This window comes from Mesorhizobium sp. WSM4810 (assembly GCF_055811235.1).
Window position 1 is genome coordinate 16,088 of the sequence record NZ_JBVVQV010000041.1, and the last position, 14,865, is coordinate 30,952.

12 protein-coding genes and 1 pseudogene are annotated in these 14,865 nt (G+C 64.3%); 7 read left to right on the plus strand and 6 right to left on the minus strand.

The genetic code is table 11. The annotated features are described in order from the left end of the window. Positions 1–114: 114 nt before the first annotated feature. On the plus strand, positions 115–1,122 hold the full coding sequence (locus AC0L3O_RS32785; RefSeq protein WP_473617743.1) for an ornithine cyclodeaminase family protein: 1,008 nt from the start codon (positions 115–117) through the stop codon (positions 1,120–1,122). A gap of 78 nt (positions 1,123–1,200) precedes the next feature. Here AC0L3O_RS32785 and AC0L3O_RS32790 read toward each other — a convergent pair whose 3' ends face one another. Together AC0L3O_RS32790 and AC0L3O_RS32795 are read right to left on the minus strand one after the other, a co-directional pair. Beyond that, a complete protein-coding gene (locus tag AC0L3O_RS32790) occupies positions 1,201–2,133 on the minus strand; it encodes a dimethylarginine dimethylaminohydrolase family protein (RefSeq protein WP_473617744.1) in 933 nt (310 codons plus the stop codon). A gap of 22 nt (positions 2,134–2,155) precedes the next feature. Continuing rightward, positions 2,156–3,751 carry a zinc-binding metallopeptidase family protein gene (locus AC0L3O_RS32795; RefSeq protein WP_473617746.1) on the minus strand — a complete coding sequence of 532 codons (1,596 nt, stop codon included), beginning with the start codon at positions 3,749–3,751 and terminating at the stop codon, positions 2,156–2,158. Between the two features lie 75 nt (positions 3,752–3,826). Between AC0L3O_RS32795 and AC0L3O_RS32800 the strand changes: the two genes are divergently transcribed. The 5 genes from AC0L3O_RS32800 to AC0L3O_RS32820 all read left to right on the plus strand — a co-directional run bounded on the left by AC0L3O_RS32800 (position 3,827) and on the right by AC0L3O_RS32820 (position 8,927). Further along, complete coding sequence (locus AC0L3O_RS32800; RefSeq protein WP_287230080.1) at positions 3,827–4,711, plus strand: LysR substrate-binding domain-containing protein; 885 nt, start codon at positions 3,827–3,829, stop codon at positions 4,709–4,711. Positions 4,712–4,964: 253 nt separating this feature from the next. Further along, entirely contained in the window at positions 4,965–6,059 is a 1,095-nt protein-coding gene (locus AC0L3O_RS32805; protein ID WP_128170907.1) for an ABC transporter ATP-binding protein, read from the plus strand. A gap of 91 nt (positions 6,060–6,150) precedes the next feature. Further along, the gene (locus AC0L3O_RS32810; protein WP_473617758.1) at positions 6,151–7,263 is read left to right on the plus strand and encodes an ABC transporter substrate-binding protein; all 1,113 of its coding nucleotides are present in this window, start codon (positions 6,151–6,153) and stop codon (positions 7,261–7,263) included. Positions 7,264–7,287: 24 nt separating this feature from the next. Continuing rightward, positions 7,288–8,121, plus strand: coding sequence for an ABC transporter permease (locus tag AC0L3O_RS32815; protein WP_023799168.1), 834 nt, complete (start codon positions 7,288–7,290; stop codon positions 8,119–8,121). Next, positions 8,121–8,927, plus strand: coding sequence for an ABC transporter permease (locus tag AC0L3O_RS32820; protein ID WP_023799169.1), 807 nt, complete (start codon positions 8,121–8,123; stop codon positions 8,925–8,927). The genes AC0L3O_RS32815 and AC0L3O_RS32820 overlap by 1 nt, the downstream gene beginning before the upstream one ends. A gap of 255 nt (positions 8,928–9,182) precedes the next feature. Here the strand turns inward: AC0L3O_RS32820 and AC0L3O_RS32825 are convergent, their stop codons facing one another. From AC0L3O_RS32825 to AC0L3O_RS32840, 4 genes and pseudogenes are all read right to left on the minus strand, one after another. Then, positions 9,183–10,247: a glycosyltransferase family 2 protein gene (locus AC0L3O_RS32825; RefSeq protein ID WP_023799170.1), complete on the minus strand. Its 1,065-nt coding sequence runs from the start codon at positions 10,245–10,247 to the stop codon at positions 9,183–9,185. Between the two features lie 376 nt (positions 10,248–10,623). Next, positions 10,624–10,932 carry a HigA family addiction module antitoxin gene (locus AC0L3O_RS32830; protein ID WP_023799171.1) on the minus strand — a complete coding sequence of 103 codons (309 nt, stop codon included), beginning with the start codon at positions 10,930–10,932 and terminating at the stop codon, positions 10,624–10,626. Between the two features lie 25 nt (positions 10,933–10,957). After that, positions 10,958–11,235 (minus strand): annotated as a pseudogene (locus AC0L3O_RS32835) (type II toxin-antitoxin system RelE/ParE family toxin). A gap of 190 nt (positions 11,236–11,425) precedes the next feature. Further along, the gene (locus tag AC0L3O_RS32840; RefSeq protein WP_023799173.1) at positions 11,426–12,757 is read right to left on the minus strand and encodes a dicarboxylate/amino acid:cation symporter; all 1,332 of its coding nucleotides are present in this window, start codon (positions 12,755–12,757) and stop codon (positions 11,426–11,428) included. 240 nt (positions 12,758–12,997) lie between these two features. Between AC0L3O_RS32840 and AC0L3O_RS32845 the strand changes: the two genes are divergently transcribed. Then, positions 12,998–14,857 (plus strand): sensor histidine kinase, encoded by a 1,860-nt coding sequence (locus AC0L3O_RS32845; RefSeq protein ID WP_473617747.1) that lies wholly within the window; start codon positions 12,998–13,000, stop codon positions 14,855–14,857. Positions 14,858–14,865: the final 8 nt, after the last annotated feature.

Here is a 14,865-nt window from a genome sequence, read left to right on the forward strand (position 1 = left end):
GAGATATCAAAATCAACGTATTTCATCACATAAAAGCTCGCAATAGCCTGCGCTTCCCTCACCCACTCAAAGCAAACGTGGTGAGCCGATTTCGACAAACAAAAGGAGTGCAAGATGACCAAGGAAGCGTTCAGCCCAGCCGGCAGGAGTGCGGCGGAAATCAGCAAGGGAGCGACCGAGATCCTGGTGCTGAGCGAAGTCGACGTGATGGCGTGCATCGATCTCAGCCAGCTTCTCGATGTTCTGGAAGACGGCTTCAAGGCGCTGTCACAAGGCAAGGTCGTCAATCCACCCCGACCACAGCTCAACATCCCAGGGGCCGGCTACAGCCTCGCCATGCCGGCCTGGATGGAGGGCATGAACCTGACCGTCAAGGTCGTCAACGTCTTCGAAGGCAATTTGGCCAAGAACCTGCCCAGCCACCTCGCCACCATCAGCCTGTTCGATCCGCTGTCCGGCCTGCCGGTCTGCATCATGGACGGCACCTTCATAACCGCGGTGCGAACCTCCGGCTCCGCCGTGCTGTCGGTGCGCGCGCTCGCGCGCCGGGACGCCAGGATAGCGACAGTGGTCGGCGCCGGCGTGCAGGCCAACCAGCACCTGCATCTGTTGCCGCTGGTGCGCGACTTTGCCGAAATCCGGGTCGCTTCGAAGAGCTTCGACGATGCGGCAGCGCTTGCCCGGCTGCATCCGTCGGTGGTGGCGGTCGCCGACCTCGAGGCGGCAGTGCGCAGTTCCGACGTGGTGTGCCTGGCGACGCATTCCTACGAGCCGGTGATCGAGGCAGACTGGGTTCGGCCGGGCACGCACGTCTCGTCGGTCGGGGTGGCACCACCCGGCGGTGAACTGCCGATCGAGCTCATCGGCAAATCCAGTCTTTTTGTCGAGACCAGGGATGCGTTCGAACCGACCCCGGTCGGTTCTTGCGAGCTTGCCGGCTTCGACCCGGATTTCGGCACTGAGCTTGGCGCCATGCTGCTCGACCGCGCGCCGGGCCGTGTTTCGGATCAACAGATCACCACCTACAAGGCGATGGGCATTGCCATGGAAGACATGGTCGCCGCCGATCTCGCCTATCGTTGCGCCAAGCGTCTGCACAAGGGAAAGCTCATCGTGCTGTAGGCGTGCCGCGAGCCAGGCGGGATCGACGTTGCTGACAATGGCGCTTTCGCGGAAGCGGCCGGGCTAAAGGGCGGGCCCTCAGGCCGGCTCGCGCTTCAGCGCCTGCGCCATGCAGTGAATGCCGCCGCCGGTCTTCGAGATCTCGCTCATGTCGACCGCCGCGACCTCGAAGCCGCGCGCCTTGAGCTGGCCGATCAGCGTCTGGCTCGAGGTCGGCGCGATCACCCGGTCCTTGCCCAGCGACATGAAATTGCAGCCGAGCGCGATCGTGTCCTGGAACGGCACGTCGATGATCTCGTGGCCCTTGCCCTTCAGCCAGTCGACGACGCCGGGCTCCGTGCAGGCAAGGCAGACGGCGGTCAGCTTCTCGGCGATCGGCACCACCATCAGGTCGATATGGACATAATATTCGTCGATAAAGGCGATGCGGGTCTCCCAGCCCTCCTTGTCGAACCAGGCCTGGACCTGGCGCGCGCCCTCCTCCTGCGTGCGGGCGCCGCCGCAGCCGATCAGCACCACGCCGTCCTCGATGACGTTGAAGTCACCGCCTTCGAAGGTTCCTGCCGTGACCATGTCGTAGATCGGGATGCCGAGCCTCTCATAGGTGCGGATCGCCGCATAGTTCTCGCCGCGCCGCCACCAGTTGGCCATCGCGGTGATGATGACGCCGTACGGCGTCATGACGCTGGAATCGCGTGAATAGACCTGCATCGGCAGTTTCGGCGTCGGCTCGTGCCAATGGATGTTGACGCCGAAATGTTCGTAAGCAGCGACCAGATCCTTGTGCTGCGCCTGCGCGATCTGGACGTTGCACGGCGCCTCGCGCAGATGTTTGCGCGACAACGAGCTGGTCGAGAGGTGGCGCAGGAAATTCGGCGAGCCGAGCAGCACGTCGGTCAGGACATCGGTCTCGTTGGCAAAGCCCCAGGCGGTCAGCGGCTTGGTGCCGCCGGCCGGATTGCGGCGCTGCAGTGAAAACGGTTCTGCTACGATGCGGTCATGAACGGTCATGGGGTTCTCCTGGCTTGGGTGATCACGCGGCTTGCGGGTTACTTGGTATCCACCAGTCCCGTCCGCGCGGGGTGGTGACATATTCCGGCCAGCGGAAATGGATCGGCGGGTCATAGTCGCAAAGCGGCGCCAGCCAAGTGCTGCCACCAATGCCGCCGCCGGTGCGGGCGACGAATTCGTCCATCGCCGCGTCGCGGGCCGCCTTGTCTTCGAGCAGGCGAAGTGCTGCCAACGCGATCGTCTTCGCGGCGCAGGTAACCATCGGATCGATGGTGGCGGAAATGCCGCCCAGCGCATTCATCGCCCAGGACGGATACGCCTGGCCGTTCTCGGACCGCAGCGCCGGCCGGGCGACATAGAACCGCGCCGTCGGCGTCTGCCACGACATGTCGGTGTAATCGTCGGAGGTGGAATTGAGCTGCGACGGCGGCAAGTCGCGGCGCAGCAACGCCTCCGCCTCGTCAGGCGCAATCAGCTGCTCCAACTCGGCGATGAACGGCTCGCCGCTCGCCGCGCCGCCGGCATTGACCTGGATTTCGCGGGCAATCGCCTTGGCCGCCTCGGCCCAGCGCGGCGCCCCGACCGTCGACAGCGCATCGTAGGCAATACCGGCCATGGCATGATTGGCAAGCCCCGGCCGCGACTTCGACACCCAGTGCCGCTCATGGCGGCAGCCGCTCATCTTCGCGGCGGCCTCCGCGTTGCGGTCGAGCACGGCGGTGACCCGCTCGGCCATGGCAATCGTCGGCACGCGGATCATGTACTGGATCTCGGCCAGACCCGCCGGCAGATTGTCAGCGGTCGCCTGCCCCGCGGTCAGGATCGCCTCGCTGATCGACCAGCCGCCCTGATGCGGCAGCATGGAATCACGCAGCGCCTTGGACGCCATGTACATCATGACAAGTGCGTCGTTGGCGCCGGGCGCCCTGACCGCCGAATGCGCCTGCGGAATCGGTGGACCATCGCTTGCGCGAACCCAATTTTCGGGTTCGTCGCACACAAAGCGATAGATCATCGCATAGGCCGCGCCGCAATGCGTGTCCCAGCGCGCCGTGTTGCAGAGCGGCAGCATGTAAAAGGGATGGAAGGAGATCATGCCGGCGAGGCCATCGTAGTAGCCTTTTGCGGCATGGATCGGCTTCGACCCCCGCACCTTCTCCGCCGGCTCGCCGGTGAAGCGCAGCGTGCCCGATATGCCGTGGCGCTGCATCGCCGCCTTGGTCGCCAAAAGCCCGCCCAAGCTGGCAACACCGAGACCGGAGTGCGGATCGGTGTGGCCGCCGGCCTCAGCGCCGAGCCCAGGGCGCGGTCGCTTGACGGTCGCCGCGTCCTGGCAATTGCCCGGCACCGCGTCATACTCGGCATACATGCCGAGCGTCGGCCCGGCGCCGTTGGTCCAGTGGGCGCAAAAGGCGGTCGGCATCCCGCCGGAGCCTTCCTCGACCGAAAAGCCCTCGTGCTTCAGACGCTCGACATACCAGGCGGCCGACTGGTATTCGCGCCAGGCGGTCTCGCCGAAATCGAAGATCGTCCGCGTCCATGCCGACAGCGACGGCTGGATGTCGTCCAGACAGGCAAGCGCGGTCGCTTGAGCCGAGTTCGTCACCGGATCCTCCATCGGTCAAAGAAAGCAGTGAAGCGCCTCGCCAAAAAGTGATATGTTTTCCCGGCTCATGCAAATTCGGTTCACCTCTTGAGAATTCCCTCGACTCAGGCGCTGCGCGCCCTCGACAGTTTCGCCCGCCACGGCAGCGTCTGGCGCGCCGCCGACGAACTGCATCTGACCCGCAGCGCGGTCAGTCATCAATTGCGGCTGCTCGAACGCGATCTCGGCTTCGACCTGCTCGAGCGCATCGGCAAGGGCGTGGCGCTGACGCCGCGCGGCCAGCGTTACGCCAGCGACGTACGCAAGGCGCTGACGGTGCTCGGCGATGCGGTAACGCGCCATGCCGGCACCGGCGTCGGCGGCTCGTTCAGCGTCAGCTGCACGCCGGGCTTCGCCTCGCTGTTCCTGTGCACGCACATCGGCGAATTCCGGCAGATGTACCCCGATGTCGCGCTGCGCATCCTGACGCCGCGGCGGCTGGACGACGTCAGCAATGCCGACGCCGACGCCTTCATCGCCTTCGGCGTCGGCAACTGGCCGAACCGGGCGGTCGAGCTGTTGTGCGAGATCTCGTTCACGCCGCTGTGCAGCCCGACGCTGCTCAACAAGATCGGCGGCTTTTCCAAGCCGGCCGACGTGCTGCGCGCCAATCTCCTGCATCTCGGCGACACCGAGGACTGGGCGCGTTGGCTGGCGCTGTCGAAGGTCGAGAATCCCGACACCGAGGGCGGCATCTTCTTTTCCGACATGAACCTGGTTTTTTCGGCCGCCATCGCCGGCCAGGGCATCGCCATGGGCGACGAACTGACCAGCCGCCGGGCGCTGAGCGAAGGTCGGCTGGTGCGCCCATTCGACATCGCAATCAGTTCGCCACGCTCGTATTTTCTCGTTTCCGAACATGCCAAGGCGGCGCATCCGGTGCTGGAGGCGTTTGGGAGGTGGCTGAGGTCGAAACTGTCGGAGATTAGCTAATCTCCCCCCTCGAGGGGAGATGTCGCCGAAGGCGACAGAGGGGGTCGCCGCGCGTGAAGCCCCAGCCTCCATCTGCAGCAGCAGGCCGAGCCCAGTCGGACCGACCCCCTCTGGCCGCTTTGCGGCCATCTCCCCCTCGAGGGGGGAGATTGGCGCCATAGATGAATCAAATTTGCCGATGCGGCGAAAACTATTCGGTTGCGGTGAGCCGCGGGCCTGCCTACGATTTCAATCACATTGAGGACAAGGCAGGATGCAGCAACCCGGCCGTGCCGCAGAGATCAAGGCAATCGGGATCGGCAAGAGCTTCGGCTCGTTCCGTGCGCTGGACGATCTGACGCTCGATATCGGCCGCGGTGAGTTCCTGACCCTGCTCGGGCCGTCGGGTTCGGGCAAGACCACCTTCCTGATGATCCTTGCCGGTTTCGTGCAGCCGACCGACGGCCGCCTTTACAGCGACGGCGTCGATATCACCGAGCGGCCGGCCGAGCAGCGCGCTGCTGGCATGGTGTTCCAGGGCTATGCCCTGTTCCCGCACATGAGCGTCGAGGCCAACATCGCCTTCCCGCTCAAGGTGCGCAAGAAGTCGGCGGCCGAGATCAAGCGTCGCGTCGGTGAGATGGTCGAGCGCGTCGGGCTGAAGGGCCACGAGAAGAAACTGCCGTCGCAATTGTCCGGCGGCCAGCAGCAGCGCGTGGCGCTGGCCCGCGCGCTGGTGTTCGAGCCGGGTGTGCTTTTGCTCGACGAGCCGTTCTCGGCGCTCGACAAGGGCCTGCGCGGCCAGATGCAGGCCGAGATGAAGCGGCTGCACCAGGAAACCGGCACCACCTTCGTCTTCGTCACCCATGACCAGAGCGAGGCGCTGGCGCTGTCGTCGCGCGTCGCCATCTTCAACCACGGCAAGTTACTGCAGGTCGGGGCGCCTGACGAGGTCTACGACCGGCCGGCCAACCGCTTCGTCGCCGAGTTCCTCGGCGAGATCAACATGCTGCCGCTGAAGGGCGTTCGCAACGCCGACAACGGCGCCACCGGCCTGTGCGAAGACCGCACCATCACCCTGCGCGGCAATGCAAGCGCCGTCGGCAGCAACGCCATCCTGGCGATCCGGCCCGAATACATGTCGATCGCCCCCGAAGCGACAGCCGGCGAGAACGGCATCGCCGCGACTGCGGTCGCCTCGACCTATCTCGGCGCTGCGACGCGGCTCGATCTCACGACGCGCCAAGGTGCCAAGGTGACGGTCTCGGTGCCGAACGAGGTCGCCGCTTCGGCACTCAGCAAGGGCAATTCCGTATGGCTGACATGGCCTGCGGAAAAAGGTTTCCTCCTTCCGGACGGAGGACAATGACGATCGGCGTGGCGAAGCTGAAATTCGCCAGGCCGGCTTTCGGGAAATATCAACGACAAAAAGGGGAACTGACATGACAAACAATTCAGAGATGAGCGAAACCAGGAAACACGCCATCGAGACACTGTCCGCCAGGGCGGTGCGCGGCGAGATCTCGCGCCGGCGGTTCACGCAGCTGGCTGCGCTCGTGCTGGCCGGCACTCCGATGCTGCTGCGCTCGACCGGCGCCTTCGCGCAAGCCAAGGAACTGGTGCTGGTCAACTGGGGCGGCGACGCCATCACCGCCTATGACGCGGCCTATGGCCAGGCCTTCACCAAGGAGACCGGCATCACCGTCAAGATGGACGGCTCCGGTCCGACCGAGGGTGCGATCGCCGCACAATTCAAGAGCGGCGCCCCGACCTGGGACCTGGTCGACGTCGACCCGTTCTCGGCGATCACACTCGGCGCGCAGGGCATGCTCGAGCCGATCGACTATTCGATCGTCGACAAGAACAAGATGCGGCCTGGCTTCGGCTGGGAGCACGCCGCCTCGACCTATTTCTTCTCCTATGTCATCGCCTACGATTCCGAGAAATTCGGCAGCCAGGCACCGACCGGCATGGCCGACTTCTTCGACGTGGCAAAATTCCCCGGCAAGCGCTCCCTCTACAAATGGGGCGTGTCGAGCTGGGAAGCGGCACTGCTCGCCGACGGCATCGCGCCGGCCTCGCTCTATCCGCTCGATCTCAAGCGCGCGCATGACAAGATCGCCGCCTTCAAGGAGAATGTCGTGGCCTATTGGGGCGGCGGCGCCGAAAGCCAGAGCGTGCTGCTCGACGGCGAGGCTTCGATGGCGATCGTCTGGTCGACCCGAGCCTCGCTGATCGAGCAGGATTCCGGCGGCAAGATCAAGTTCATCTGGGACCAGGGCCTGATCTCGCCCGGCGCGCTCGCCGTGCTCAAGGGCAATCCCGGCGGCAAGGACGCAGCGATGAAGTTCATCGCCAGCGCCCAGGATCCGCAAAAGCAGCTGATCATGTTCGACAAGCTCGGCCAGGGCCCGGCCAATCCGGCCACCGACGCGCTGATCCCCGCCGACAAGAAGCGCATCAACCCGGTCGACCCCGAAAACATGAAGAAGCAGATCCCGCTCGACATGGAGTGGTACGCCAAGAACTACGGGGCCGCACTCGACGAATACACGAAGATCATCTCCGCCTGATAGACCGGGATAACCGGGGCCGAGATGAAAGCATATCTCTCCGACAGGATGGGCGCGGCGCTGTTGATGGCGCCGCTGCTGTTGTTCCTTGGCGCCGCCTATGCCTGGCCATTCTTCGGCGTCGTCAATTGGAGCTTCACCCTGCCCGAGCCGGGGCTCGGGCAATATGGCACACTGCTTAGCGACCCGCTGGTACAGTCGGTGTTTGTCCGCACGCTGCGCATCGCTGCGATCGTCACGATCGTTTCGGTTGCCGCCGCCTACGCCATCACCGTGGTGTGGGTGCGCGGCACGCCGGCGCAGCGGGTGATCGCCGAGTTCTGCATCCTGGTGCCGTTCTGGATCTCGGTGCTGACGCGCGCCTTCGGCTGGGTGGCGCTGCTTTCCAATCGCGGCCTGTTCAACACCTGGCTGCAAGCGATCGGCTTCATCTCGGAACCGCTGACGCTGGTGCGCAACGAATTCGGCGTCATCGTCGGCATGACGCATTTCCTCATTCCCTTCGCCGTGTTTCCGCTGGCGTCTTCGATGCGCAGCCTCGACGACCGCGTGCTGCTGGCGGCGCGCGGGCTCGGCTCCAGCCGCATGCGCACCTTCTGGTCGGTGTTCGTGCCGATGACCCGCTCCGGCATCATCGGCTCGGCGCTCATCGTCTTTGTGTTTTCGCTCGGCTTCTTCGTGACGCCGGCGATCCTTGGCGGCGGCCGCAGCGTGATGGTCGCCGAGCTGATCTATCTGCGCATCTTCCAGAGCCCGGATTGGGGGCTGGGGGCGGCGATCAGCGTCGTGCTGGTGCTGTTCGTCGGTACGCTGATGGCGCTGCTGTTCCGCTATGTCAGACCGAAGCAGCTGATCTGATGCCGACCTACCGCCCCGGCCCCGTCTCGCTGATCCTCGCTGCACTGGTGGCGCTGTTCCTGCTGTTGCCGCTGCTCGCCGTCATCCCGGTGTCGCTGACGCCGACCCGCATGCTGGCGATGCCGTCCGGCGAATTGTCGCTGCGACACTACCGGGCGCTGATCGAGGATCCGCGCTGGATCAATTCGATCCTGCTCTCGATCAGGATCGGCGTCGTCAGCAGCGCCTTTTCCACCGTGCTGGCCCTGTGCTTCAGCCTCGGTGTGTGGATGTTCCAGCCGCGCTTCACCGCCGCGCTGGTCGGCTTCGTGCTGCTGCCGATGGTGGTGCCGCCGGTGGTCTCGGCGATCACGCTCTACTTCCTGCTGACCTCGATCTCCGGCGTCTCTTCGTTCTTCGGCTACGACACCTGGCTCGGTGTCGCCATGGCGCATGCGGTGATGACGGTGCCCTTCGCCACGGTGCTGATCCTGGTGTCGCTCAGCCAGCTCGACCGGCGCATCGACCTTGCCGCGCGCGGTCTCGGCGCCACCGTGTGGGAACGCGCCACCCGCATCATCATGCCCAACATCAAATTCGGCATCGTCACTGCCGCCCTGCTGTCCTTCGTGCTGTCCTGGGAAGAGATCGGCGTCACCCTGTTCATCACCTCGGTCAACGCGATCACCCTGCCCAGGCTGATGTGGATGGGCCTGCGCGACAACATCGACCCGGCGATCGCCGCCCTCTCGGTGATCCTGATCATCATCACGGTGCTGGTGCTGGCGGCGCGCAGTGCCGTGGTCAGGCTGCGCGCGGGGCAGTGAGGCGCGAAGCGGAAAACAGATCAAGTCAAAGGTGGGCAATCCTTCGCGCCCCCCTCTGTCCTACCGGACATCTCCCCCACTTGGGGAGAGATTGGCCGTCATCTCCGCTTTCGCCAATCACTACCGCCGAAGAAAGGAGCCGTCGCCGAAGCTGCCGATCTCCCCCCAAGTGGGGGAGATGGCCGGCAGGCCAGAGGGGGGCGCTGTCCCGCCAACTGTCGAGCGGATACGCGCTCCGCTTCGGGCGACGGTCTTCTACCCCATTGCGTGGCGAATGGTCTTGGACAGACGGCTCAGGAATGCCGGTCTAGACGATGCGTCGAGCTTCCACGACAGCACCGCCGTCGCCAGTTTCCGCGGCAGCACCCCGACCGACAGGAACCAGGCGGCAAGGACGGCGCGCCGGCGCAGCGACGCGGTCATTTCGAGGCTGGCGACGACGCCCGCCGCCCCAAGCGCCAGCCGGGAATCATTGGCCACGGGGTGCCGGCGCCTGTCCGCGCACAGCGACGCCAGCCGCTCTTCCAGGTGGACCGGATCGTGGCGGACAGCCTCCGACGGGACGATGGTCAGGCCGATCCCGGAGGCTTGGTCCGACAGCGCCTGCATGCGGCGGAAGTCGTGGGTTACCCGCCAGCGTGCCCGCTCGGCGAGCTTTTCACCGAACACCGAATGGTTGGCGCCGTGGATCCGGTAGGCGCCGACGCATTCGTCGATCGACTGGACGTGTCCGTACATGGGCGCCAGCGTTACAAGGTAGCCATCCGCGCCCTGGCGGAACTCCGCCTCCGGTATAGGCATGATCGATTCGAGGGTTGTGCGATCAAAGGCCAGCCCGCTGGTCACAGTCGTCTGATAGCGGCCCTTGTGCAGGAGTTTCGGCATGACGTCACCGCTGTCAAAGGGCAGTTCGGGCGGCGGAAAGACGTCCTTGATGCGTTGTCGTTCGTCGACGATATGCAGCCTTGACTGCACCTGGGCAGTTGCCGCATCCCAGGTGTCGACGATCCTGGAAACGGCGGTCGGATAAAGAAAATCGTCGGCGTCGAGGAACAGGACGATCTTGCCCGAGCTTGCCGCGAACCCGGTGTTGAACGCCGCCGCATGCCCGCCATTTTGCGCGCGCGGGCAGGCGAGGATCCTGTCCCCATATGATTTCATGATTGTCGTGGAATTGTCCTGCGAGGCATCATCGACGACGATGACTTCGACATCCGCGTAGTCCTGCTCGAGGGCGCTATCGATGCTGCGTTTGAGGAAACGCGCGTAATTGTAGTTCGGAATGATGATAGATACCGGAATCCTCGGGACAGACTGCATCGCATTTGACCTCGCATCTTGCTTTGGTTTCAGCAAACCCGCGCGCGGGCCTGGTTCCTCCTCAAGCGCGTCCCACGAATTCCTGGGAGAAGGCTCGTGCCTTTCGTCAGGACGGGTCACGTCTCTTGCTTTGCGACTTCATGCTGAGGCCGCCATTGCCTTCAAGAGCTGCCGCCGAGATCATGGTCGACGGCAGCAAGGGCTCCTACGGTTCGGCTCGGATGACACGACAACCGAGCCTGACGGAAAGGCTTGGGTCGCGATCAGGTCGGGACCGCAGCGGACAGGCACCTTGAAGGCATGGCGGATACTGGCCTTCAAATGCGGCTGGAGCAAGCCCCACGCCAAGACCAAAGGCTCACAAGCCTGTTACGTCTCAGGCGGCATGCAGCGTTGGAATGGCGCTGACATCCACTTCGCGCTCCGCGTGCCAGGCATCATACGCGGCCTGCATCCTGAGCCAGATCGCGGCGCCGTCGCCGAACATCTTCCCAAGGCGGGCGGCGACGGCCGGCGACACCGGCTTCTTCTCGCGGATGATGTCGTAAAGCTGCTGGCGCGAGATTCCGAGCAGATTGGCGATTTCCACCTTGGTCTTTCCGGTTGCCGGGATAATGTCGTCAAGCAGCGCTCCAGGGTGGGTTGGGCAGCGCTCCATCGGACGAATCGGCTCATACACGCTCATATCCGACTTCTCCAATCTGACCGCCTCAATGGTATTGTTCGAAATCGACGCGGGCGACATCAGTGCCGTCGAACTCGAATGTGATGCACCACGGCCCGTTGACATGCACCGTGTAGCGGGTCGGGCTGAAACCTTTCAAAGCGTGGAAGTCGAAGCCCGGCATGTTCATGTCTTCCGGCCTTTCCGCGACTCCAGACGGTCAAGCCGGACAAGGATGCGCTTGTGCATCTTGGCGTCGATCTTTCCGGTTCCTCCGGTTTGAAAGAGGTCCGCCAGCGCCTTGTGTTTGAACGATTTGATCATGCAAAACGTAAGCACATTGCTTACGCAAGTCAACTGAGTGTAAGCAAATGATTTACGGGATGGTCTGTTATCAGCCGCTATTGCGCGGCAACCGGCAGGAGACGACCTGCGACCATCGGCTTACAAGGCCGGTGGTCTTTCCCGGAGCCGGCGAACCGGCTCCGGGCCGTATGGTGGCAGGCCTGAACAGTCACGCAGCCTGCAGCCCCGGTAGCGACAGATCGGCTTCCTCAGGCAAGTCGCCGGCCATCGCGGCAGCGAGCCTGGTCTGGTCGAGTTCCCCTTCCCAGCGCGCCACGACCACGGTCGCCACCGCATTGCCGATGAAGTTGGTCAGCGCCCGGCATTCCGACATGAAGCGGTCGACGCCGAGGATCAGCGCCATGCCGGCGACCGGCACTGCGGGCACGACCGAGAGCGTCGCGGCCAGCGTGATGAAGCCGGCGCCGGTGATGCCGGCGGCGCCCTTGGAGCTCAGCATGGCGACGGCGAGCAGCAGGATCTGGTCGCCGAGGGTGAGCGGCGTGTCGGTCGCCTGGGCGATGAACAGCGCGGCCAGCGTCATGTAGATGTTGGTGCCGTCGAGGTTGAAGGAATAGCCGGTTGGAACGACCAGCCCGACCACCGAGCGGTTGCAGCCGGCGCGCTCCATCTTGGCCATCAGGCCCGGCAGTGCCGCTTCCGAGGACGAGGTGCCGAGCACCAGCAGCAGCTCTTCCTTGACGTAGCGGATCAGCGCCAGGATCGAGAAGCCGTTGTAGCGGGCGACCGCGCCCAGCACCACCAGCACGAACAGCAGCGATGTCAGGTAGAATGTGCCGATCAGCATGGCGAGGTTGGCGATCGAGCCGATGCCGTATTTGCCGATGGTGAAGGCCATGGCGCCGAAAGCGCCGATCGGCGCGGCCTTCATCAGGATGGCGACGAGGCGGAAGATCGGCGTGGTCAATGCCTGCAGGAAATCGACGACCGGGCGGCCGCGATCGCCGACCGCCGCAAGAGCGAGCCCGAACAGCACCGAAAAGAACAGCACCTGCAGGATGTCGCCCTTTGCGAAAGCGCCGATGATCGTGTCGGGGATGATATTCATCAGGAAGCCGACGATGCTGGTGTCGTGCGCTTTTTCGGTGTAGGTCGCCACTTTTGTGGCATCGAGCGTGGCCGGATCGATATGCATGCCGGCGCCCGGCTGGACGACGTTCGAGACGACGAGGCCGACGACCAGCGCCAGCGTCGAGAATGCCAGGAAGTAGATCATCGCCTTGCCGGCGACGCGGCCCACCTTCTGCAGGTCGGAAACGCCGGCGATGCCGGTCGCCACCGTCAGGAAGATCACCGGCGCGATCACCATCTTCACCAGCTTGATGAAAGCGTCGCCGAACGGCTTCATCGCCTCACCGATTTCGGGATAGAAGTGGCCGAGCAGCACGCCGGCGGCGATCGCCGCCAGCACCTGCACATAGAGATGCCGGTAGAACGGAAGTTTGCCGCGCGGCGCGGCGGCAGCGAATGCTGTCTGCATGACGTCCTCCATTGTGCTCCGATCGAAAGCTCGACCTCCCGGAGCGTTTGCATTTGACCCCCAGCAGCCTCACGACCACTGAAGTCGTGTTTGCAACTGCCGTGCCAGACTGCGCTTAAGAGGCTATCGATTTGATTTTGTTGGATATCCTCGAACTCAAGCTTTTGGCTTTGCCCACACAAAGTGCGGATGTTCGCATGGTCGAATTGTGCTTTGTGCGAAATCATGCACAAATGGGCGATGCTGCAACGACCCGCCGCTGCCTTGCCGTCGACGCCCGAGCAACTCGGCAGGCGAGCGCGCCGTGCCTGGCTGCTGTTTGCGGTAATCGCCCTTGCGACGGCCACGGCCGCACTTTACGGCGCCGGTCTCTATGGCCGCATCACGGAGCTCGGGACACTGACGGCGCAGGGCCGCACCGACGCCAATCTGAAGGTCGCGCTATTGCGCGCCGTTCTGGAAAGCCCGCGCGCCCTGCCCCTGCTTTTGTCGGAAGACCAGCAGGTGCGCGACGCGCTGGCGCAGAAAAGTGCTGCTGCAATCGATGTGCTGAATCGCAAGCTTGAAGGGCTGGTCTCCGGCACCAAGGCCTCGGTGCTCTATGTCATCGGCAGCGACGGACTGGCGATCGCCTCCAGCAACTGGCGCGACCCGATCAGCTTTGTCGGCAACGACTACCGGTTCCGCGACTATTTCTCCGCAGCGATGCAATCCGGAACCGCCGAATATTTCGCGCTCGGCAATGTCAGCAAACGCCCAGGCCTCTACATCTCGCGACGCGTCGGCGATGCTGCCGCACCGCTCGGCGTCGTCGTCGTCAAGGCGGAGTTCGATCAGCTCGAAGCCGACTGGCACGAGGTGAACCGCCCGGCCTATGTTAGCGACGAGCGTGGTATCGTCCTGATCACCAGCGTGCGGTCCTGGCGCTTCATGACGACGGCGCCGCTTGCCGCGTCTGATCGTGCCGCCATCCAGAACAGCCAGCAGTTCGGCGACGCACCGCTGATGCCGTTGCCGATCACGCGCCCGCAGGCGCTCAGCCCGGACACATCCATGGTCCACGCGGTGACGCCCGGCGGCAGCGACGCGGAATATCTCCGGCTTTCAGCCCCGGCTGCTTCGACCCCCTGGCGGCTCGACTATCTCGTCCCGGCCGAGGCTCCGATCGCCGCCGCGGCCCGTGAAATGCGGCTCCTTGCGCTCGGCGTCTTGGTCCCGTTGCTCGGCCTTGCTGCGTATCTGTTGTGGCGCCGGCAGTCGGGACAAATGCGGATCGCCGCCGAACAGGCGGCGCGCACCGAACTCGAGCGCCGCGTCGTCGAACGAACCGAGGATCTGAGCCGTGCCCGCGATCGGCTGCAGGCGGAGATATCAGACCATCGCAGCACGGAAGCCAAGCTGCAGGTGGTGCAGCAGGATCTGGTCCAGGCCAACCGCCTCGCCATCCTCGGCCAGGTCGCCGCCGGCGTCGCCCATGAGATCAACCAGCCGGTTGCCACCATACGCGCCTATGCCGACAACGCCCGCGTCTTCCTCGACAGGAAGCAGACCGCGCCCGCCGAGGAAAACCTCGGCGCCATCGCAGCATTGACCGAGCGCATAGGCACCATCACCGAAGAATTGAAGGCCTTTGCCCGCAAGGGCCGCACCGCCGCCGAGCCTGTCGCATTGCGCGGTGTCATCGAGGGCGCCGTCGTGCTGTTGAGAAGCCGCTTTGCCGGCCGGCTCGACGCACTGGCGATCGACCTGCCACCGCCGAGCCTCAAGGTCATGGGCAACCGGGTCCGGCTCGAACAGGTGCTGATCAACCTCTTCCAGAACGCGCTTGAAGCGCTGGACGGCCGCAACGACGCTCATGTGCGGGTTTCGGTCGAGGAGACCGCGGACGGCGTGATGGTCGGCGTGTCCGATAACGGACCTGGCATTCCGCCAGGGATTCTCAAATCGCTGTTCACGCCGTTCAATACATCCAAGGAAAAAGGCCTCGGTCTTGGCCTTGTCATCTCGAAGGATATCGTCGCCGACTACGGCGGACGCATCGAGGTTTCGAGCGACGGCAGCGGCACCCGCTTCGCCATCCATCTCTTGAAAGCAGCATAGTGGCCAAG